Source organism: Streptomyces sp. NPDC091287 (genome assembly GCF_044768525.1).
Taxonomy (GTDB): domain Bacteria; phylum Actinomycetota; class Actinomycetes; order Streptomycetales; family Streptomycetaceae; genus Streptomyces.
In genome coordinates, this window is record NZ_JBIVUV010000001.1 from 602166 (window position 1) to 623478 (window position 21313).

Here is a 21313-nt window from a genome sequence, read left to right on the forward strand (position 1 = left end):
CCGGCCGACACAGGCGCGCAACGTGCGTGTCGACAAGCCGTCATGACGGCTTCTCGCCACCGCACCGGCTTGTCGTGGAGCCGCCGACGCGGCTGAATCAGCGCATGAAGAAACTCCTCACCCTGGGTATCGCCGGGGCCCTCGCCGTCGCGGTCCTCCCCGTGGCGGCGGCTGCCCAGGACGATGCTCAGCCGTCTTCGGCGCCCGTGCAACGCATCCTGACGCTCACCCGGCCCGCGGCCGTCGCGGCCCCGTACGCGGCGGCCCGCGCCGCCGTCGCCGACCAGCAGGAACAACTCCGCGCGGCGGCCCGCACCGCCGGCATCGAGCTCACTGTCGACCATCGTCACAGCCGGCTCCTCAACGCCTTGTCGGTCACCGTTCCGGCCGCCCAGGCGCACCGTCTGGCCGGGCTGCCCGGTGTCGGCTCGGTGAGCACGCCGGTGACCTACCGGCCCCCGGACCGGCCCGCCCCGGTGCCCGCGGCCGTCCTCGCGAAGGCCATCGCCGACGAGTCCCGTTCCCCGGCCCGTTCCGGCGACGCGCCGTCGGGCCGGGAGACCGTCACCACCACCGACCTCACCGGGGTGCCCCAGGCGCACCGTGCCGGGTTCACCGGCGAGGGCGTCACCGTCGGCATCCTCGACAGCGGCATCGCCTACGACCACGCCGCGTTCGGCGACGGGACCTTTCCGAGCGCCCGGGTCACCGGCGGTTACGACTTCGCGGACGACGACGCCGACCCCTACGACGAATCGTCGGGGCCCTCGTTCGGCCACGGCACGCATGTGGCGGGCATCATCGCCGGCGACGACACCCACATCGAGGGCGTCGCACCGGACGCGCGGCTGCGTTCCTACCGCGTGTTCGGCAAGGAGCGTCCGGCTGAGGAGGGGCTGCTGATCGCCGCGCTGGAGCGGGCGGTCGGCGACGGCGTGGACGTCATCAACATGAGTCTGGGGTCGACCGGCGGTGTCCGGGCGAGCGGCATCCTGGCCAAGGCCGTCGACGCCGCGGTGGCGGCGGGGGTGAGCGTCACCGTCTCCGTGGGGAACGGCTTCGCCGGCCCGTTCAACACCGCGACCCCGGCCATATCCCGTCAGGCGATAGCCGTCGGCAGCACGTACAACAGCCGCTACCCGTACCTGGCCCTGAAGTTGAACGACGGCCAGGAAACGCCCCTTCCTTACGAGGACTTCGGCCGCACCCCGCCGCTCTCCTCCACCGCCCACCACCCCGTGGCCGTGGGTGAGGCGTCGTGCGCCCCGCTGCCGGAGGGCTCCCTGGCCGGGAAGGCCGTCCTCTTCAAGGCGGTCAACACCGCCGGGTGCCGGCCGATGGACCTGCTGCGCGTGTACGAGAAGGCGGGTGCCGTCGCCGGGCTGTATTACCAGGACTTCGGCGACCCGGACACGATCGCCGGCCAGCCGTGTTGCGGCACGGCCGGGATACCGGCGGTCTCGCTCTCGTTCAACAGCGCCCGCCGGCTGCTGGCCGCCGAGAACCCGACGGTGACGGGGGGCGCGTACGCGGGCCTGGACCTGGATGACGCCCACGCCGGACTGATGGACGACGGGTCCTCATGGGGGCCCGGCAACGAGCTGGAGTTCAAGCCGGACGTCGCCGCTCCCGGCGGTTACATCCTCTCCGCGCTGCCTCCCTCCTACGGCTCGTACGGAGTGCTGTCGGGCACGTCCATGGCCGCGCCGCACGTCGCGGGCGCCGCCGCGCTCCTCCTTCAGCGCGACCGCGCACTGTCCCCGGCTCGCGTGCGGTCGGTCCTGCAGACCACCGCGACGCCCCTCGGCCTCACCGGCGATCCCGGGCGCGGCCTCGAACCGGTCGCGCACCAAGGCGCCGGCCGCGTCGACGTCATGGCCGCCCTGCGCGCCGTGGACGGCGATCAGCCCTACGCCACCACCCCCGAGCTGGCCCTGGGCGACCTGGAGGGCAGGGCCGTCGCCGCCCGGGTCTCGGTCCGCAACCCGGGGCGCGAGGCCGTCACCTACAAGGTCGCGCATCGCGGCGCGGTGTCCGCCACCCCGCCGTACACCCACGACTGGGAGGCCCACGACGCGACGGCCACGGTCACAGGCCTGCCGCGTACGGTCACCGTGCCGGCCCGTTCGTCGCGCACCGTGCCCCTGCGGGTCGAGCAGCCCGACGGCGTCCCCGACGGCACGCTGCTGGGCGGATGGATCACCCTGACCCCGGTGGCGCAAGGAGACGTCGTAGGCGTCCCGTACCTCGCGATGTCCGGTGACTACGACGGCGTGACGGCGATCAACCCGAGCTTCACGCGGGTCAACGTCAACATCGACAACCCCTCCCTTCGCCCGGCGTACTTCGACTTCGGGAAGAACGAACCCCAGACGCTCGACCTCGGCAACGAGAGCACCGCGGACGACACCGTCCAGGTCATGGTGTCCCATCAGTTCCCGCTGCTGCGCCGCATGCGTCTGCAGGTGCTGGACGCCCGTGGACGCACGGTCGCGACGCCGTACGACGAGCGCTGGGTCACGCGCAACGCCGGCGCGGGCACGGGCATGGACTTCCACGCCTGGGACGGCACGCTCGCCAACGGCTCCCCGGCGCCCGAGGGTACGTATCGCCTGCGGCTGGTCTTCGACAAGGCGCTGGGCGACAAGGATCATGCCGCGCCGACGGAGACCTGGACGTCACCGGAGGCCACACTCCTACGCTGAGCGCCGGTGTCGCCTCCGGACGGGTGGCGCGTGGTCGGGCGAGCTCCAGGAGAGCGCGGTCGACGAGCGACGAGCGAAGGGCGCGCGCCACCCGTGCTATTTTTTCATGACGACACGTCGTCATGAAAAGGGGTGTGCTGTGCGTGCAGCGACGACAGAAGTGGTTCCCGTTCGGATCAGGCCGCTGAGCGGGGTCCGCAAGTTCGGTGTCCAGGGGGTGCGGGCGTCGGCGTGGACGGTGATCGGCGCGGCATGCGCGCAGATCGTGACCGCGGGGTTCGGGCTGTTCGCCCTGGAGAGGCTGCCGATCGGTGAGGCGTCGAGTCTGGATGCCCACCGGTTGCTCGGTTACGCCTCCGAGGTCGTCGGTGTCGTCCTGGTCGTGCTGCTGATCGTCGGGCGTCCGGCGGGACGGGCGGTGGGCGCGGGGCTCGCTCTGTTCCTGGCGATGCTGGTGCAGCCGGTGCTGCAGAAGCACGGGACCGGGATTCCGCTCCTCGGGGCCCTTCACGCCGCGAACGCTCTGGTCATGGTCGCGCTCGCGTGGCTGACGGTCCGCGTCACCACCGCTCAGCTGCGCGAAGCGGCCTCGGTGGAAGCGGCTTCGGCCCTGTTCGCCAAGTCCGGCCGATGAGTTCGCTCGCCGAGGTCGAGCCGCCCGTGGCGTCCGGTTGTGGTCCTCGCGTCATCGACGCCGCCCGACTGCACGCCACCGCGGTGGCCGCCGATGAGCTGCGCCGTCTGCATCGTCGTGGGTCGCTGACCTCCACGCAGCGGGCGGAGGTGGCCACCGCGCTGCGCCGGCTCACCGACCGGTTGGTGCTGATGCCGCTGACCGCGTGGAAGGGTGACCCGAACGTGGCGGCCGACCTGTTCGGCCTGCCGCTGCCACGGCCGTCTTCGAGTGAGGGAAGCGCATCATGAGTCCGAAGCTGACCGGAGGGTCCACGCTGGCCGAGCACAAGGCCTCCACGCGCGAGGCGATGATCGACGCCTTCGCCGAGCAGTTGCGCGAGCGCGGCTGGCAGGACCTCAAACTCCAGGAGGTCGCCAGGGCGGCAGGGGTGGCCAGGACCGCGGTCTACAACTACTTCCCCGACAGGACGGCCCTGCTGCTGGCCTGGTCCCAGCGGGAGATGACCCGCTTCATGACCCTCGCCGAGCGCGAACTCGCCGACCGCACCGAACCGGTCGACCGGCTGGAGATCCTCGTCAAGCTGGTACTCACCGAGTTCTCCTTCCAGCGAGGCGCCGGAGCATCGGTGGCCACGATGCTGCCGCCCGAGGACCGCGCGCGGTTCTTCGAACACGTCGCACCGCTCGCGGCCCTGGTCGGGCAACTCCTGGAGGACGGCATGGAGAAGGGGGTGTTCGTGCGCGCGGACACAGCCGTCACCGGGCAGCTGATCATGGCCTGCCTGGAGACCCAGCGGCACGCTCTCCTGGCCGGGCAGAAGGTGCACACGGCTGTCGAGCGGACCCTGCCCTTTCTGATGCGCGCGCTCGGGGTACCCGAGGGCCGCCGGGCGGGAGGCACGTGAAACTGCCCGAAGGGATGGCGATACCCACGCTGTGCCTGGTCGTCTTCACCGGCCTGATGGGCTTCGAAATCATCCTGCCGCTCCTGCCGCTCCTGCCGCTCCTGCCGTACGCCGCCGATGCCTTCGTCGGCAGCGGCTTCGCCGTGCTGGTGGCGCACGCCACCGTGCTGACCGCACTACTGACCGCCCGGCCACGTGTAGCCCGGCCGGTGCCGGTGCCGGTGCCGGTGCCGGTGGGGGTGCCGGTGAAGGAGGGGAGCCGCTCGTGATGTGGCTGATCCTGACCGGAGCCCTGGCCGCCGCGGCCGCCTGGACCGCTCCCCGGCTCCTGGGGATCGCGCCCCGTCCCGGCGCCGGGGCATGGTGCGCGGGCGCCGGCGCAGCCGCCGCCGTCGGGGTCGCCGTCCTCGCCCGGCGGGCGGACCCGCACACCTTCACCGACCCCGGGCTTCTGCTGACGGTCGCGGTCCTGGCGGCCATGGCCACCGCCGTCGGCCTGGAACTCCTAGGCGGCATCCACCCGCCCGGCCCGTTCGCGCTCGCCGGGGCGGTCATCGGTTGGTGCCGGCGCAGCCGCCGCTACGGCCGGCTCATGCGTCTGGCCTCCCGCCACGGACTCTTTCTCGCCCGTCGGCCCGGCGCACCCCGCGGCGCTGTGCTGGGCGAAGCGCTCAGAGACTGCCTCACCGAGGCCGGGCCCCTGTTCGTGAAGGCCGGCCAAGTCCTCGCCGCCCGGCCCGGGCTCATTCCTGATGACGTAGCCCTGCCCCTCGCCGACCTGCACGACACCGTCCCTCCCGCCGACCCCGGCCGGGTGGAACAGCTCCTCGCCGACCACTTCGGCAGCCCGGTGCAGGAAGTGTTCGCCTCCTTCGACCCGCAGCCGCTCGCCGCGGCGTCCATGGCCCAGGTCCACCGGGCCGTCCTGCACGACAACACCCTCGTCGCGGTGAAGATCCTCCGCCCTGACGCCACCGCCCAGCTGTCCTGTGACCTCGACGTCCTCGCCCGCCTCGCGCGGAGTCTGGAACGTCGCACCCTCTGGGGCCGTGACACCGGCATCACCCGCCTCGTCGATGACTTCAGCACCGCCGTGCGCGCCGAACTCGACCTGCGCGTCGAAGCCCGTACCCTGGCCGCCGCCCACCGCGCGGCCCACCGCGGCCCCGTCACCGTCCCCGCCGTCCATCCGGGTCTCTCCGGCCGCACAGTCCTCGTCCAGGACTTCGTACCTGGCCTGCCCGCCCACCGAGCTGCCCCCGACCTCGACGGCCCGGCCGCCCGCACCGCGGCCCGCACCATCGCCGACGGCCATCTCCACCTCCTGCTCCGGCACGGCATCGCCCACGCCGACCCCCATCCCGGCAACATCCACCTCCGCGCCGGCGCAGCACCGGCCCTGCTCGATTTCGGACACGCCGCCCGCCTCGACGCCCTCCAGCTCAGTGCGCTGCGCGCCATCCTGACCGCCACCGCTCTCCGAGACCCGGCGGCACTCGCCCGTGCCCTCAACACGGCCGCCGACCGCCCCGCCGACGGGCGCACCCTCGAACGTGCCTGCGCGAGGCTGCTCCTGACCCTGCCGGCGCGCGGCCAACGAGGGTCCGGCACGGACGCCGACACGCTGACGGCACTCACCGGTCTGATCAGGACAACCGGCCTTCTGCTGCCTCCGGCCTTCACCACCGTGCTGCGCGGGCTCGCCATCCTCGAAGCCACCTGCCTGCGCCTGGACGCCGACTTCGACCTCACCGACCGCCTCGCACCCCGCCTACGGCCCGGACCCGGCGACCTCACCCGGCAACTGCAGCAACTCCTCACCCCCGCGGCTGCCGCCCCGGCGGACCGGCCCGCCCCCGCCTGGCATCGACACATCGCGCAGCAGGCCGTTCTCACTCTCGTCGCGGCCACCACCGGCGGCATCTCCGCCACACTCCTCACCCAACGCACCGGCCCCCGGATCGCCGACAGCCTGCACCTCCTGGAAGCCGTCGGATCCCTCGGCCTCGCGGCCTCCGCCGTCCTGCTCATGCGCACCGTCATGCACCTCACCCACCCGCACCACCGCCCCGTACCGGGCCCGGGCAGGACACACCTGTGAGCGAACGCCCTCAGGTACGGCCCCGCGACCACCGCCGAGCCGGAAGCGCCACCGCCTCCCGGAGCAGGGAAGCGAGGTCGCCACGGAGGATGGCCGCACCGGAACACCCAGCGCCGAAACAGACAATCGGCCAGGGCGTGGTGCGGGGCGAGGGCCGGAGCATGCGCTCCGACCCTCGCCCTCAGAGACGCGTCGTACCGCTCACGCGTCCACCCGCCGTGCTATGGCAGTGCCCACCGCTGATTGGAGCCGGCGTGGCAGGCCCATAGATGGACCGGTGTGCCGTCGTTCCAGACGCCCCCGGAGGCATCGAGGCACTTGCCCGACTGCGGGTTGCGCACAGTGCCGTCGGCCTGGGGCTGCCAGGTCTGGGCCGCGGTGCCGTTGCAGCCGTAGAGCTGCACCTTCGTGCCGTCGGCAGTGCCGCCGTTGTCGATGTCCAGGCACTTGCCCAGGGCGCGCACGGTCTGGTCAGCGCCAACCGTCCACTGCTGGGCCGCGGAGTTGTTGCAGTTCCACAGCTGAATCTTCGTGCCGTCGGCGGTATTGCTGTTGTCCACGTCCAGGCACTTGCCGTTGACCCCCTTCACCTCGCCGGTCCGGGAGGTCGCTCCGGGCAGCTGGTTCATCGTGTACCAGGCTTCGGTGCTCCAGAGCTGTTCACCGCCCGTCGCACTGAAGGGACGCGCTGAGCGCACATGGACGACTCGGTCGGCCTTGAGTCCGGGGACCGTCAGCGTGACCGTCTTGCGGTCGGCGGAGAGAGTGGCCGACTGGGCGGTGAGGCTCTCCTCGTCGACCTTGGGGCCGCCGTACGCCGCGGTCGGCACGTAACGCCACTGCTTGATCTTGTAGCGTCCGGCCAGGTTGGCCGCGGTCTCCGTCGACACCGGCTGGGTGTACTCCAACGCGAACCCGCCCGGGACGGCGCGCATGGCGCGGATGTCGAAGGCGTCGGTGCCGTTCGGTGTCAGCTTCTGCAGACCGTGGCTGAGCTTGCCCTCCTGGCCCCAGTTGCCGCCCGCACCCAGCCCGCCCGCGTAGAGGGCGCCGTCCGGGCCGACGCTGATCCGGGTGACACCGGCTTCCAGCCCTTGCGTGAGACGGAAGACCGCCCCCTGGTACTCACCGCCGACCTTCTCCAGGAACGCACGCTGGATTCCGCCGTACGTCACGTCGCCGAACAGCATCTGGCCGGCGAACGGGCCGTCCTTCAACTGAAGTGGTGTGCTCGGCGAGTTGGCTATCTCGTTCTGCGGGAGCCACAGGACCGGTTTGGTCACCGGCCGGGAGTCGAAGGGGCCGTCCGGGTTCATGTAGTGGTTGAAGAAGCGGTCCTGCTTGATGTGCACCAACTTCGACGAGGGCAGCCAGCCGCCCTGGTTGTCGGTGACGAACATGTCGCCGTCCGGGCCCCACCCGATTCCGTTGGGGGTGCGCAGACCACCGGCGACGTAACTGACCTCTCCGTTCGTCTTGTTCACCTTGATCGTGGTGCCGCGGTTCGGTGCCGGCTGCGGGTCCGTGGTGGCGCCCCCGTAGTTGATCGACACCGACAGGTTCAGGTAGAAGAACCCGTCCTTGTACAGCAGGCCGAAGGCGAACTCGTGGAAGTTGTTGCCGAACGGCCAGGTGGCGATCCGCTTGTACTGGTCGGTGACGCCGTCGCCGTTGGTGTCGTTCAGTTCGGTCAGCTCGTGTTTCTGGGATACATAGAGCTTGCCGTCCACGTACTTGACGCCCATCGGCTCCTTCAGGCCGCTCGCGATCTTCTTGTACGTCACCTTGTCGGGCCCGGTGGCCCCGGTGACGTTGCTCAGCAGGTACACCTCGCCCGTGCTGTTGTCCGTGCCGCCCCAGGTGGTCACCGCGAGGCGGCCGTCGGGCAGCCAGTCCATGGCGGAGACCTGCGGTTCGAAGCCGCCGGGCCTCAGGTTCGTCAGGGTGTAGTTCGGGTGGACCCCGGTCAGGGGCAGTCCGTCACCGGGCGTGTCGAGGACGCCTTCGCACTCCTTCCTGCCGGGCGAAGTGACGCGTACGACGCCGGCGTCGGTGCTCAGCACCGAGTTCGGTACGAGGCTGAAGCCGGTGGCGCCCGGAGGCTTCCAGGAGAGCGTGATCTGCTGGTCGCCGCCCGCCTCGAAGTGCTCGATACGCAGGGAGTGGTAGCCGGTCGTCAGCGAGACCGTGCCGTCCTTGGGCAGGTCGGAGCCGTGCAGCCCGTCGTGGTTGATGACCAGCTTGTCATCCACGTAGAGGCGGGAACCGTCGTCGCTGGCCAGACGGAAGGTGTGGCTGCCGGCCGCGGCGACGTCGATGTTCCCGGTGACCTGAGTGACGAAGTTGGACGCCAGGCCGAAGTCCGCGTCCGAGGTCCAGTTGATCACCGACATCTTCTTGTCGATGTTCGGGGTCTGTCCGGGCTTGAGGGTGCAGATCTCCTTCAGTGACGTCTGCACGTCGAAGACGCGGAGTGTGACCCCGGGTTCCTGCGGGGGAGGTGCTGCGGCTTTCGAGGGGGCGGCCGCCGCGGGGGACGACAGGCCGAGGGCCAGTAACGGGGCGGTGAGCGACACGGCCAGACGTCTGCCGAGTCGATGGGAGAACAGCCGTGGATACACGTGACCTCCTGTAGGTCCCCCGGGATCAGGGAACGTCAATGGGGCAAAGTGCAGAGTCCACCGCCGCCGGAGCGCGCCGTCGTTCCGGATACGGAGAGATACGGAAGGTGCGGAGTGATGCGGACGGTGACGCTTGACGTGCGTACCGTCGCCTCACCGCCGCCTCGCACACAGTAGGGACTTCCTCCGGGCGCGTCCATGCTTTGTCATGAGCGTGTACAAAGTTCCGAAAAATTCCTGAACTACGCCTCTGTAGAGACGAGTTGGGTTCAGAGGGGTGGTGTGGCTCATCGCGCGGAGCCCCCGCCCAGTCACTTTGTCCCTCTGCTGGAAAAAGTTGCGGCCATGTACGTCAAAGGGGTTTCTGGTGCGTGAAAAAGCGAATACCTTCCTGCCCTGTACCGAACGACAAGGGTGGCGCGCCCCCCCTCCGTGGTCCCCAAGCCCCTCGGCGCGACGGCGTGCGCCTGTGCTCCAGACCTCACCCCGTCATCACACGGAGGATGCGCGTGCACAGGAGACTCACCAGACCCCTCGCGGCGCTCGCCTGCACCTTGCTCGCCGCCGCGGGTGCCCTGACCGCCCAGCAGAGACCCGCCGACGCGGCACCCCCGCCCCTGGCGGCCGTCGCGGCCGACGAGTTCCAGCAGGTCACCCTCGCCAAGGGGGTGGCCGAGACCGGTGAGCCCATGACGCTCGCCGTCCTGCCCGACCGGTCCGTCCTGCACACCTCACGGGACGGCACCCTCCGCCTCACCGACGCCGCCGGCACCACCAAGGTCGCCGGGAAACTGGACGTCTACTCGCACGACGAAGAGGGCCTCCAAGGCGTGGGCGTGGACCCCGGCTTCACCGCCAACCGTTTCGTCTACCTCTACTACGCGCCGAAGCTGACCACCCCCGCCGGCGACGCACCCGCCACCGGCTCCGCGACGGACTTCGCCCCCTTCGACGGAGTCAACCGGCTGTCGCGGTTCTCCCTCAGGACCGACGGCAGCTGTACGGGTGCAACGGCACGGGCGCCCAGAAGTGGGTGGCACAGCCCGACGGAACGTTGAAGAACCCGTCCTCCGGCAAGTGCCTGGACGCCTCCGGAGCCGCCTCGGCGGACGGCACCAAGCTCCACCTGTGGACCTGCCACACCGGCGCCAACCAGAAGTGGGCTCTCCCGAGCTGAGCGACCTCTCGACCTCGTCGGCGCCGCGAAAGGCGGCGTCGGCGAAACCGGCCGCGAGATCGGGCCGGTGACGGCGGCGGGCGCGACGCCGAAGCGCCCGCCGCCGCTCGCTCCCGTACGTCGAGGCGCAGTCTCCCGCGGTCCTCCGGGCGGATGGCCGAGGCTCCCCCGCCGTCACACGGTGAGGGTGGAATCCCCCGTGGCGAGAGCCGCGTAGCCGAAGAGGTGCTGCTCCGCGGTCTCCCTGGTCATGAACGTCTGCGCGATGACGTGGTAGCCGTAGGCGTCTTCCAGAGCGACCAGATTCGCTGCGATCTCGGCAGCGGGGCGCCGCAACGTGAACCGTCCGGCCTGAGCTCCGGCACCCAGCACGCGGATGTAGAGGTCGACCTGCCGTCCGTACAGCTCACGGCGCAGCCGGGCGTCAGTGGGCTGTCGGCGTGCCTGCGGCGAGAACTCGTACAGCAGACAGCACAGCTCGTCGTCCGGGCCGGTCGGCAGACCGGTGCGAATGAGGGAGACGAGCTGCTCGCGAGCGTCCGGGCGGCTCGCGGCGTCCTGCTCGCGCAGTGTGCAGAACCGCTCCACGGCCTCGGCGAAGACCAGGTCGAACAGATCGTCCAATTCGCGGAAGTAGTAGGTGACCGTGCCGGTAGCGACGCCCGCCTGGTCGGCGACGTCACGGACGCGGGTGGCGTGCAGGCCGCGGCGGAGTATGACCGCGCGGGCCGCGCGCAGAAGTTCCTCACGCCTCGCGTCCTGCTGCTTGGGGCGGGCCACGAACCAACCTCACTCATGCCGGGGGACCGGAACGCCGACGAGCTTACTCGCCACCTATTGACGTGTACGCGACCATGCTTCTACGTTCTTTATCGCATCGTCCGAAGAATTGAACCGCACGTCGCGGCAGGGCAGGGCAAGGGACGGCTCCGCTTCCGCCCGCACACCTGACGGCCCGCTCACTTCTTCGCCCCAGGGAGCACCCATGCCCCAGATCTCCCGCAGCGCCCGCCGACGTCGCGGCACCGTCGCCGCGCTGGCCGTCGTCGCCGTCTTCGCCGGCGCTCTCTCCACCCCCGCCACCGCCGCACCCGCCTCCGTGGGGACGCGGGCCGCAGGCGTGCGCCAGGCAGTCGTCAACGCCGCCAAGGCGTACCTGGGCACCCCCTACAAGCTGGAATACGGCTGGACCTGCGGCACCGCGCGCGTCGACTGCGAATGCCTCAACCGCCACGCGATCTGGGACGGCACCAAAGCCGCCACCGGGCGCGGACTCCAACTCGACTACTGGCTCCAGGGCCAGATCAACCAGGGCCGCCGCACCACCAGCCCCCGCCCCGGCGACCTCATCTTCTGGGACACCGACCCGGGCGACGGCATCCGCTACGGCGGCGACCTCGACCACACCGGCATCTACATCGGCAACGGCCAGGCCATCGACGCCAACGCCTACTACGGACGCGTCAAGTACGACTCCGTCACCCTCGGCGGCACCGAACGCGACCCCATCTACATCGACGTCCTCACCCCCAACGGCTACTGACCCCGCCGACCCACGGCCCGCCGCCCCTCTGTCAGGCGGCGGGGGCCGTGCTCCCCATCCGACGATATGACTGGTCCGTTGACCGCTCCGACCGGATCAAGGTGGGGGACGTCGAGGTCCTCCATGGTGAGCCGTGACGCTGATCCGGCCGAGCGGTGACCGGAAGGTCATCACCGTCGCCCAACTCGTCTCGGCATGGCCGGAACGCGCTGAGTTCCGGCCCCGTATCGCCGAGAGCCCGGTGCGTACCGAGGCGTTCCACCCCGCGATGGTCCGGAACAGGGGCACCGGATCAGGGCGCTACGTGTCCTCCCGGCACGTGCGGAGGACGGACACTCCTGCGAACGACATCTTCACGCCCGCCAGTGGTCACGCCCGCCAGTGGTCTCCCGGGCCGGTGGCGATCATCTGAGGAACCAGGAAGGTCGCCCGGGTTCACAGGAGGAATCCGGGGGAGAAAAGCGGTTCCATAGCGGATGTCGACGTGAACGTACTGAGCGGCGTCCCGGTGGCGTGTCCCCGGCGACCTCGTCTGCTTCGCCCACGGCGACGCCGATGTCCTCCACGACCACAACGGCCCACCGGGCAGGGTGAGCCCAGGTCCAGGGCCCGCGCCACCCCTTCTCGCTGCCCGGCCGTCGACGGCGGTGGGTCGAGCACCGTCCCTTCCAAGCACCGAAACAGGAGCCGCTCCATGCAGTCCCTTCAGGACCTTCCTCCCGCGTTCCGCTGGGGAGTCGCGACCTCGGCCTACCAGATCGAAGGAGCCACCGCCGCCGACGGACGCGGACGGTCCATCTGGGACACGCTGTGCGAGGTCCCGGGCGCGGTGGAGCAGGGCGAGAACGGCGACCCGGCCTGCGACCATTACCACCGGTGGGCCGAGGACATCGAGGTGATGCGGGAGCTGGGGGTGAGTGATTATCGCTTCTCCATCTCCTGGCCGCGGGTCGTCCCGAACGGCGACGGCGTCGTCAACCGTGCCGGCCTGGCCTTCTACGACCGCCTCGTGGACGGTCTGCTCGAAGCCGGTATCCGCCCGTACGCCACCCTCTACCACTGGGACCTGCCGCAGGCGCTGCAGGACCGCGGCGGCTGGCCTCACCGCGAGACCGCCCAGCGTTTCGGCGACTACGCCGCTGCGGTGGCCGAGGTCCTGGGCGACCGCGTCCAGAACTGGGCCACTCTCAACGAGCCGTACTGCTCCGCCTGGCTCGGTCACCTGGAGGGCCGCCATGCTCCGGGACTGACGGACCTCACCGCCGCCGTCCATGCCTCGTACCATCTCCTGCTCGGCCACGGTCTCGCCGCGCAGGCACTGAGGGCCAACTCCTCCCGCACCATCGACGTCGGCATCGCCGTGAACCTGAGTCCCTGCGAACCTGCCACGGACTCCGCCGCCGACCGTGACGCCGCCCTGCGAGCCGACGGGCACCACAACCGCTGGTGGCTCGACCCGGTGCACGGCCGCGGCTTCCCGGCCGACATGCGCGAGGTGTACGGCGTCGACCTGCCCGAGCACCCGGGTGACGCCGAGACCATCGCCACGCCGCTCGACCACATCGGTGTCAACTACTACTTCCGGCAAGTCGTCGCCGACGCCCCGGGGCGGCCGGCGCCCTCCTTCGACATCCTGTCCGTCCCCGAAGCCCGAACGACCGCGATGGGCTGGGAGGTTCATCCGGAAGGACTGGAGCGGACACTCGTGAGGCTGCACGAGGAGTACGCCCCCGCCTCGATCGTCATCACCGAGAACGGCTCCGCCCAGCACGACGTTGTCGGGGCAGACGGAACCGTGCACGACCCCCACCGGGTCGATTTCCTGGAGCGCCACCTGGATGCCTGCGCGTCCGCCGTGCGCCAAGGCGTACCGCTGGACGGCTACTACGCCTGGTCGCTGATGGACAACTTCGAGTGGAACTTCGGCTACGGCAAGCGTTTCGGGCTCGTCCACGTCGACTACGCGACCCAACGACGCACCCTCAAGACCAGTGGGAGGCGATTCGCCCAGCTGATCGCCTCCCACCGGAAAGCGGCCGCACCCGCCTGACAGGGGCGGCCGCCAACGGCCCCTCTGCTCCCCGCTCACCAGTGATGGCGGCGAGCTGTCGAAGCGCGGGGGCAGGGGGGTCGGCACGACCGAGCCTCCAGCCACCCACCACACAGGGAGATCCCGTGTTCGCGCCCTTTCCCGTGCTGCGTCAGCAGCTGCGCGCCATGCTCCGGGACAAAGAAGAGCAGGGCCGCGACGTCACCGGCATGACGAGCCGCCTGGAACGGCTGCCGGACGACTACCAGGCCCTCGCTGACCTGGCTGCCGAGATCGATGCGGCCCCGGTTCGCGCGGACTGGCCGTATGCCGAACCCAGCGACCTCGCGGGGATCCGCGCCGAGCAGGCCCCCTCGGCCGCACTGCTCCCGGACCGCCCGGGACCGGTGCCCCTCACCGAGGCGGGGGAGCGGGCGCGTGCCGGGTTCCTGGGGTCGGTGGCGGGCTGCGTCCTGGGCAAGCCGGTCGAGGTCATGCCGACCCTCGACGAACTGCGGTCAGCTCTGGAACGGCTCGGAGAATGGCCCCTGCGCGACTACATCCCGTCCGGGCTGCGCACCGAGGGGGGCTTCCGCGCCTTTCATCCGGACTGGCCGGAGACCACCCGGGGCAACATCGCACGAGTGGTCCCGGACGACGACATCAACTACACGCTGCTCGGTCTGATGACGCTCGAGCGGTACGGGGGCGACTTCACCAAGACCGACCTGCGGATGATGTGGCTGGAGAACGTCCCCCTCGCCCACACCTGGGGGCCGGAGAGGACGTTCCTCACCCGGCAGGGCCTCGCGATGGGCCTGGACGACTACCCGACGATGACGCCCGAGGAACTGGAAGCACTGCCGACCCGGTACAACCCCGGCGAAGAGCTCTGCGGTGCCATGATCCGCGCGGACGCCTACGGTTACGCCTGTCCGGGTCGCCCCGGCCTCGCGGCCGAGCTCGCTTGGCGGGACGCGTCGATGACCCACCGCGGCAACGGTATCTACGGAGCGATGTTCGCGGCCGCCGCCATCTCAGCGGCCTTCACCGCCACGGATCCGCTGGACGTCTTCGCCACCGCGCTGCGCTACGTACCGCAGCGCAGTCGCTTCTTCGCGATCGTCTCGGACTCGCTCGCGCTGGTGGCGGAGGCACGCGACTGGCTGGAGGGCTACCGGGCCATCCACGGCCGGTACGCGGAGTACGGCCACTGTCGTGTCTTCCAGGAGAGCGGGACCCTGATCAACACACTGCGCTTCGCTACGGACGTCGGAGATGGCATCTGCAAACAGGTCAGCCAGGGAAACGACACCGACAGTTACGGCGCCACGGCGGGCTCCCTCCTGGGCGTGTACTTCGGCCCGGGGCACCTGGAGGAACGGTGGACTGCCCCGTTCAACGACCTGCTGCACACCCGGCTCGCCGGGTGGTACGAGAACTCACTGGCCGCTGCCGCCGACCGGGTGGCGGCACTTCCCGCGCGCGTGCTGGGACCCGCCGGGCCCTCGGCTCCCGGTCGGCCTTGAACCGGCGGCGCCCGCGGTCCTGCGGGCGCCGCCGGTCAAGCCGATCATGACCCGACGATCTCGTTGCGGTCGGGGAACCGGTCGAACGAACCGACCGGCCCTCCCGATCTCCCTCTCCTTCTTCCTGATCACCTCACTGGAGTACTGCACCAGGTGGATGCGGCGGTAGCGGTCGGTGAGGTTGGGGCCGATGCGGTGGATCAGCAGGCTGGAGAACACCACGATGGACCTGGCGGCCGCGACGACGGGTATTCCGGGGTCCGCAGTGCGTACCGTCGTGACAGCATGTGTGCCTGGGGCCCTCGGCAGGCTATGCGCCTATGAGAGGTCAGGTGCCGCCGACGAGCGTCAACGCCCGTTCCTCCAGGCGCACACGCGAGCTGAGGGTCCCTGGGTCGCGGCAGCCGTCGGCGCTCCGGCAGACCTGACTCTCACTATTCGCATATGCGAATACACGGGTGGGGTGGGCGGGGTGAGCGGGGGTAACAGCAGCGTGCGTCCGTCAGGGGGAGGCCCGGTCGATCACGGTGAGCGGATCATCCCCAGCCACGCTCGCGAACGGTGCGCTGCCGTGGTGCGCCTTGCGGTAGCTGCCCGGTGAGGCGTCGCAGGCTTCGGTGAAGTGTGCGTAGAAGCTGCTCTGCGAGCCGAAGCCGACGGCGGAGGAGATCTCGGTCACCGGGCGGTCCGTCGTGATCAGCAACCGTTGGGCCTCCGCCACCCGGCACTGGTTGATGTAGCCGTTCAACGTTATTCCCAGGACCTCCTTGAAGAGCGACATGGCGTAGTGAGGGTGCAGGGGAACGCTGGCCGCGATGCGCTCGGCGGTGAGTGGTTCACGGAAGTGCGCGGCGATGAACTGTGCCATCCGGGCGGCGTGCTCCACCGACCTGTGCCCCCCGGGCTCGTCCGTTTCCCGCGCGCCGGGGAAGGACTGGTGGATGAGCCTGCGTACCCGTGCCTCCATCTCCAGCAGGGCGATGCGGTGCAGTTCGGCGTCGTCGGTGCTCAGGTCGGCCTGCCACCGGCGCAGCAGGTCGGCGTCGCCCTTCTGGCGACCGGCTCTGCCGGTCCGCACGGACTGGCCGTGCAGCAGAGCCATCACACCGGCCGCCGGAACCCGCCAGCCGAGGAAGGTGGTCAGCGGGACATAGAGCCACCCCATGTGGGTCCCGGGGGCCACATGGATCAGTTTGTGCGGTATCGCGGCCCAGAACGCCACCAGCTCGCCGGGGGCGAAGGTGAGCCGACGCCCCCCCACGATGTAGACCAGATCGCTGTCCATGGCGAGGTTGAACTCGATGTCGTCGTGCCGGTGAGCCCGCTCCATCAAGGCGGGTGTGCCATGCCAGCAGGCGAGCATCGACGGGTCGGTACGGGGGGTGAGTGATTCCAGCATCTGAGGATCCAGGAAGGTCGAAGGAGCCGACAGGAGGAACCTGCAGGCTGGGCGCGGTTCCATGACGGGTGTCAGCAGTGTTCCATCCGGATTAAGCCACGTCGACGAGGAGAAAGCGATGTCTGTTCTCCCCGCCGAAGCGGCCCGATACCGGCCGCGTTCCTCACTGGCCGTGCAGACTCTCGGCTCGCGGCGGGCCGGGGTGCGTCCGGAGGGGCCGAGGTTACCGGGATCTCCCCCGGTGTGACCTCGCCCGGACTCCGTCTCTGCCTCGCGGCCGTCCCAGGGCCCGCAGTGAGCGAGAACGGCAGAACCGGAGGGCGCACTGTCAGCCCGGAGTCCAGGGCGGCTCCCAGCCGGCGCGTTGTGTCTGCTCGGCGCAGCACGGGCCGCGACGGCACCCGAAGCGCAGGGCGCCCCCGCGACGAGGCGTCACGCCCCTGGCCGTCGGTTCGGTGGCGGACAAGTGCGGGTGAAGAGGCGGACTCGGCTCCGGGGCGAGCCGTACGAGCGGATAGCAGAAAGGCAGAAGTGATGACGGCAGCCCGTGCTGGGGCACCGAGGTTCGGCGTGAACTACGTGCCGAGCAGGAACTGGTGGTACTCGTGGATGGAGTGGGACGCGGCATCGATCCTGGACGATCTGCGCGCCGTGTCGAGTCTGGGCATGGACCATGTGCGGATCCAGCTGCTGTGGCCGGTGTTCCAGCCTGACCCCGCAGTGGTGAACCGCACGGCTCTGGAGAGGCTGGCCGCACTCATGGAGCTCGCCGACCGCCCCGACGTGCGCCTGGATGTCTCGGTATCGGTGCTCGACGGCTGGCTCAGCGGGTTCACCTTCCTGCCGGCGTGGCTCAAGGGCCGATCCATGATCACCGATGAGGACGTGGTCCGCGCGGAGCTGTTGCTGTTCGACGCGGTGGCCGAGCACGTGGGCGGGCACCCTCGATTTCTCGGCTTCGACCTCGGCAACGAGTTGTCGGTACCCAACGGCGACGTGGCTCCGGACGCGGGGGACTCGTGGGCCGAGCGCCTGCTGGACCACTGCGAGGCTGTCGCGCCCGGCTGCTTCCACGTCAACGGCGTGGACCACCAGCCCTGGTTCGAAGCGCGTACGTTCTCCCCCGCCGGAGCCGCCACACAGGGTGGAGCGAGCGTTCTGCACTGCTATCCGCACTGGACGGGTGCGATCGAACGCTACGGGCCGGACGGCACCGGTGTCCTGCACCTCGGCGAGTACATGGCCGAACTCGTCGAAGCGTACGCCGAGCGGCCGGGACGGCCGAAGTGGCTCCAGGAGTTCGGAGCCTCGCCGGTGGAACGTCCGGCGGAGTCCATCCCGGCCTGGGCGGAGGCATTCGTCCGCAACACGCTGTCGTCCCAGGGCGTCTGGGGCTGCACCTGGTGGGGCAGCCACGACATCGATCGCCGCTACACGGCCTTCGTGGAGTACGAGTACGACCTCGGACTCCTGACCGTGGACAACGAGGTCAAACCGACCGGTGCCCGCCTCGCCCACCTGATCGAAGACCTGCGGGCCAACCCCGTACAACCCGTCAGCCGCCACGTCGGACTGGTCCTCCCCGACCCGCGGGACAGGGGGCTTCCGGCCGCCGACCGCTTCTTCTCCCTCATCGATGACGGGATCAGGCCGGCGCTGGTCCTGCCCGAACACGGCGACGACGCCCCGCGCCTGGCCGCGCGCGGCATCCGCGAACTCATCACCCACTGACGGTCCACCGCACCGTCACTCTCCTGCCTGTCCCGCGCCGCCCACGGGGCGCGCGTGGCGCTCAGGCGCGGCGTGAAAACAGAGCGCACCCCTGCGTTCGGCATGAACGGCGTAAGGGCGCGGCAGATGCACTGCCGCCGCCTGAACCGATCGACATTCATGGAGGCGTTCGATGAGACACCCGACGAAAACCGTGACCACCGCCGCCGTTCTGGCGTGCTGGCTGGGCGCCGGACTCGCCCCTGCCGGCGCCGTGGAAACCGGCGACCCTCACGCACGCGGCGTCTATTACGTCAGCGCTTCGGGATCGGACGACAACCCCGGCCGCTCCCCGGCCGCCCCGTTTCGCACCATCCAGCGTGCGGCGGACCTGACCAAGCCCGGTGACACCGTGCAGATCATGAACGGCACCTACCGGGACACGTCCGCAGAGGGCGTAGTGGTGATCCGGAACTCCGGCACGTCAAGTGCTCCCATCACCTTCACCGCCTACAAGAACCACACGCCGAAGATCGCGCCCGTGACGGGATGGAACGGCATCCTGCTCGCCGGCGCCTCGCACATCATCGTCGAGGGTCTCGAAATCCAGGGGACCGCGGACAGTCTGACGCTGGAGGACGCCACCGCCCGGGCCGATCCCAAGAAGCCGACCTACAACCAGAACTGCCTGCATGCCCGTGAGGGCGCGGACAAGGCTCCCTGGTCGCACGTGACACTCCGCAACCTCTACGTGCATGACTGCCCGGGGGGCGGACTCGCCACGACCGGTGGTGACCACATCACCATCGAGGACAACGTGGTCCACTCGAACGCGTGGTACGCCGTGTACGCCAACAGCGGCATCTCCGTCCTGGTGCCCGAAGCGGTGGACGAGTCCCGCGGTGTCAAGATCTCCATCCTCCGCAACGTCGTGCACGACAACGAGTCCAAGGTGAAGTGGGTCGCATGCGACTGCATTTCTGACGGAAACGGCATCATCGTCGACAGCACCATCCACCCGGGCACGAGCGGTGGTGTGTACGCGGGGCGAACGCTGGTCGCGAACAACCTGTCATTCAACAACGGCGGATCAGGCATCCACGCGTACAAGAGCGCGAACGTCGACATCGTCAACAACACGGCCTACCTGAATTCGCGCAGCCCTGCGCTCAGTTACCCGAACGTGGGTGCGTGGGGAAGCAAGGACGTCCAGGTGCTGAACAACATCTCCGTCGCGAGGGAAGGAAAGGAAACCAATTTCACGCACAACAACGAGAACGTGATCTACGACTACAACATCTATTCGGGCGGCCTGAAGCCCCGGACCATGGGCGCACATGACAAGGTGACCGACCCGCTCCTCGTGAACCCGAGCACGGATCCCGAGGCGGCCGATTTCCATATCGAGCGAGGGTCTCCGGCAGGTGATTCAGGAACGCGCTTCGACGCGGTCGATTCGGACTTCGCCGGCAAGAAGCGCCCCCAAGGCACTGCCTACGACCGCGGCGCCTTCGAACTGCCGGGGCGGCACTGACCCGAAGAGCGCACGCTGCGCCGCTCAACGAACAAGGGGAACGCACCGCCACGCCCCGATCCCCCCACATACGGAGACAAGCAGAGATGAACAGATTCCCCCGACGTATCCTGCCCGCGGCCATGGTCTCAGCCATGCTGCTCGTCGTACCGCTCGTATCCGCGCCGTCCGCGCACGCCGCCCCTCGCGACTTCTTCGTCAGCAGTGCGAGCGGCTCGGACACCAACGACGGCCGCTCCGCCGCCACACCCTTCAAGACGATCCAGAAGGCGGCGGACTCCACGCTGCCTGGCGACACCGTCCTCATCATGAACGGGACCTACGGAGACATCAACCGCGAGGGAGTCGTCCAGATCAGCCGGTCCGGGAGCCCCGGAAAGGTCATCACGTACCGGCCCCACCCCGGTCACGATCCGGTGATCGCGCCCAGGACCGGCTGGAACGGGATCCTGATCGTCGGCGCCTCGTACATCAAGATCACCGGGCTCCAGGTCCGCGGCGACAGCGACAACCTGACGTTGGAGGACGCGGAGGCCGGCTCGAAGCCCTCGGGGCCGGCGTTCAACACCAACTGCATCTCCGCACGTAAGGACGCGGTGACCGGACGCTCACCCCACCACATCACCATCCGCGACAACCACGTATGGGACTGCCCGGGCTCCGGTATCTCGGCCATCGGCAGCGACCACGTCACGATCGACTACAACCAGGTGCATTCCAACTCCTGGTACTCGACCTACGCCACCAGCGGAATCTCTGTCTTCCACCCGGTGAACGCGGACGACTACACCGGCCACAAGATCTTCGTCCGGAACAACACCGTCTTCGACAACGAGGCGAAGATCAAGTGGCATGCCTGTGACTGCTACTCCGACGGCAACGGAATCATCGTCGACGACACGTTGCACCGGCAGGACGACGACCCGGCCTATACGGGCCGGGTCCTGGTGGAGAACAACCTCTCGTTCAACAACGGAGGTTCGGGCATTCACTCCTACAGTTCCAGCGGTGTCGACATCCTCAACAACACCGCGTACATGAACTCGCGCGGTCGGGGCATCAACTGGCCCAACATCGGGGCCTGGGACAGTAAAGACGTCAAGGTGCTGAACAACATCTCGGTTGCTCGTGAAGGAAAGGAAACGAATTTCGTTCACGGGAACGAGAACGTCGTCTACGATCACAACATCTACTTCGGCGGCCTCGCCCCGCGGGTGACGGGACCGAACGACCGGATCACCGATCCGAAACTCGTCGCCCCCGGGCTCGACCCCTGGGACTCCGACTTCCGTCCGTCGGCCGGTTCACCCGCGATCGACAGCGGCACCGAGACGATCACAGAGATCGACCGCGAAGGAGTCCCACGGCCGCAAGGTGCCGGCTGGGACCGTGGCGCGTACGAGTACGTCACTCCCTGACCAAGC

General features: G+C 69.5%; 17 protein-coding genes and 1 pseudogene. 15 read left to right on the forward strand and 3 right to left on the reverse strand.

The annotated features are described in order from the left end of the window. Positions 1-104: 104 nt before the first annotated feature. The 6 genes from ACIQRW_RS02610 (at position 105) to ACIQRW_RS02635 (ending at position 6347) form a co-directional block, all read left to right on the forward strand. A complete protein-coding gene (locus tag ACIQRW_RS02610; protein WP_403753316.1) occupies positions 105-2705 on the forward strand; it encodes a S8 family serine peptidase in 2601 nt (866 codons plus the stop codon). A gap of 139 nt (positions 2706-2844) precedes the next feature. Next, on the forward strand, positions 2845-3339 hold the full coding sequence (locus ACIQRW_RS02615; protein ID WP_403753318.1) for a hypothetical protein: 495 nt from the start codon (positions 2845-2847) through the stop codon (positions 3337-3339). Then, a complete protein-coding gene (locus ACIQRW_RS02620) occupies positions 3336-3629 on the forward strand; it encodes a hypothetical protein (RefSeq protein WP_403753321.1) in 294 nt (97 codons plus the stop codon). The genes ACIQRW_RS02615 and ACIQRW_RS02620 overlap by 4 nt, the downstream gene beginning before the upstream one ends. Then, positions 3626-4246 carry a TetR/AcrR family transcriptional regulator gene (locus ACIQRW_RS02625; RefSeq protein ID WP_403753324.1) on the forward strand — a complete coding sequence of 207 codons (621 nt, stop codon included), beginning with the start codon at positions 3626-3628 and terminating at the stop codon, positions 4244-4246. The genes ACIQRW_RS02620 and ACIQRW_RS02625 overlap by 4 nt, the downstream gene beginning before the upstream one ends. Before the next feature lie 14 nt (positions 4247-4260). Continuing rightward, positions 4261-4515: a hypothetical protein gene (locus ACIQRW_RS02630; protein WP_403753326.1), complete on the forward strand. Its 255-nt coding sequence runs from the start codon at positions 4261-4263 to the stop codon at positions 4513-4515. Beyond that, positions 4515-6347, forward strand: coding sequence for an ABC1 kinase family protein (locus tag ACIQRW_RS02635; RefSeq protein ID WP_403753483.1), 1833 nt, complete (start codon positions 4515-4517; stop codon positions 6345-6347). Before ACIQRW_RS02630 ends, ACIQRW_RS02635 begins: the two co-directional genes overlap by 1 nt. A gap of 221 nt (positions 6348-6568) precedes the next feature. Here the strand turns inward: ACIQRW_RS02635 and ACIQRW_RS02640 are convergent, their stop codons facing one another. Next, the gene (locus ACIQRW_RS02640) at positions 6569-8968 is read right to left on the reverse strand and encodes a ricin-type beta-trefoil lectin domain protein (protein WP_403753329.1); all 2400 of its coding nucleotides are present in this window, start codon (positions 8966-8968) and stop codon (positions 6569-6571) included. Between the two features lie 509 nt (positions 8969-9477). Between ACIQRW_RS02640 and ACIQRW_RS02645 the strand changes: the two are divergent. Together ACIQRW_RS02645 and ACIQRW_RS02650 are read left to right on the forward strand one after the other, a co-directional pair. After that, positions 9478-9987: pseudogene (locus ACIQRW_RS02645) on the forward strand (PQQ-dependent sugar dehydrogenase); the annotation flags it as partial. A gap of 14 nt (positions 9988-10001) precedes the next feature. Beyond that, the gene (locus tag ACIQRW_RS02650; RefSeq protein ID WP_403753332.1) at positions 10002-10145 is read left to right on the forward strand and encodes an RICIN domain-containing protein; all 144 of its coding nucleotides are present in this window, start codon (positions 10002-10004) and stop codon (positions 10143-10145) included. Positions 10146-10319: 174 nt separating this feature from the next. Here ACIQRW_RS02650 and ACIQRW_RS02655 read toward each other — a convergent pair whose 3' ends face one another. Continuing rightward, positions 10320-10925, reverse strand: coding sequence for a TetR/AcrR family transcriptional regulator (locus ACIQRW_RS02655; protein ID WP_403753335.1), 606 nt, complete (start codon positions 10923-10925; stop codon positions 10320-10322). A gap of 205 nt (positions 10926-11130) precedes the next feature. Here ACIQRW_RS02655 and ACIQRW_RS02660 point away from each other — a divergent pair, with 205 nt between their 5' ends. The 4 genes from ACIQRW_RS02660 (at position 11131) to ACIQRW_RS02675 (ending at position 15246) form a co-directional block, all read left to right on the forward strand. Further along, the gene (locus ACIQRW_RS02660; RefSeq protein ID WP_403753338.1) at positions 11131-11688 is read left to right on the forward strand and encodes a C40 family peptidase; all 558 of its coding nucleotides are present in this window, start codon (positions 11131-11133) and stop codon (positions 11686-11688) included. A gap of 133 nt (positions 11689-11821) precedes the next feature. Next, positions 11822-12100, forward strand: coding sequence for a hypothetical protein (locus ACIQRW_RS02665; protein ID WP_403753341.1), 279 nt, complete (start codon positions 11822-11824; stop codon positions 12098-12100). A 282-nt stretch (positions 12101-12382) separates the two neighbouring features. Next, positions 12383-13738, forward strand: a complete 1356-nt coding sequence (locus ACIQRW_RS02670; RefSeq protein ID WP_403753343.1) for a GH1 family beta-glucosidase — start codon at positions 12383-12385, stop codon at positions 13736-13738. A gap of 125 nt (positions 13739-13863) precedes the next feature. Further along, positions 13864-15246: an ADP-ribosylglycohydrolase family protein gene (locus ACIQRW_RS02675; protein ID WP_403753345.1), complete on the forward strand. Its 1383-nt coding sequence runs from the start codon at positions 13864-13866 to the stop codon at positions 15244-15246. Positions 15247-15748: 502 nt separating this feature from the next. Here ACIQRW_RS02675 and ACIQRW_RS02680 read toward each other — a convergent pair. Continuing rightward, positions 15749-16645: a helix-turn-helix domain-containing protein gene (locus ACIQRW_RS02680; RefSeq protein ID WP_403753348.1), complete on the reverse strand. Its 897-nt coding sequence runs from the start codon at positions 16643-16645 to the stop codon at positions 15749-15751. Positions 16646-17215: 570 nt separating this feature from the next. Between ACIQRW_RS02680 and ACIQRW_RS02685 the strand changes: the two genes are divergently transcribed. The 3 genes from ACIQRW_RS02685 to ACIQRW_RS02695 all read left to right on the forward strand — a co-directional run bounded on the left by ACIQRW_RS02685 (position 17216) and on the right by ACIQRW_RS02695 (position 21307). After that, positions 17216-18376, forward strand: a complete 1161-nt coding sequence (locus tag ACIQRW_RS02685; protein WP_403753350.1) for a glycosyl hydrolase — start codon at positions 17216-17218, stop codon at positions 18374-18376. 172 nt (positions 18377-18548) lie between these two features. Beyond that, the gene (locus ACIQRW_RS02690; protein ID WP_403753352.1) at positions 18549-19889 is read left to right on the forward strand and encodes a right-handed parallel beta-helix repeat-containing protein; all 1341 of its coding nucleotides are present in this window, start codon (positions 18549-18551) and stop codon (positions 19887-19889) included. A 122-nt stretch (positions 19890-20011) separates the two neighbouring features. Further along, positions 20012-21307 carry a choice-of-anchor Q domain-containing protein gene (locus ACIQRW_RS02695; RefSeq protein ID WP_403753355.1) on the forward strand — a complete coding sequence of 432 codons (1296 nt, stop codon included), beginning with the start codon at positions 20012-20014 and terminating at the stop codon, positions 21305-21307. Positions 21308-21313: the final 6 nt, after the last annotated feature.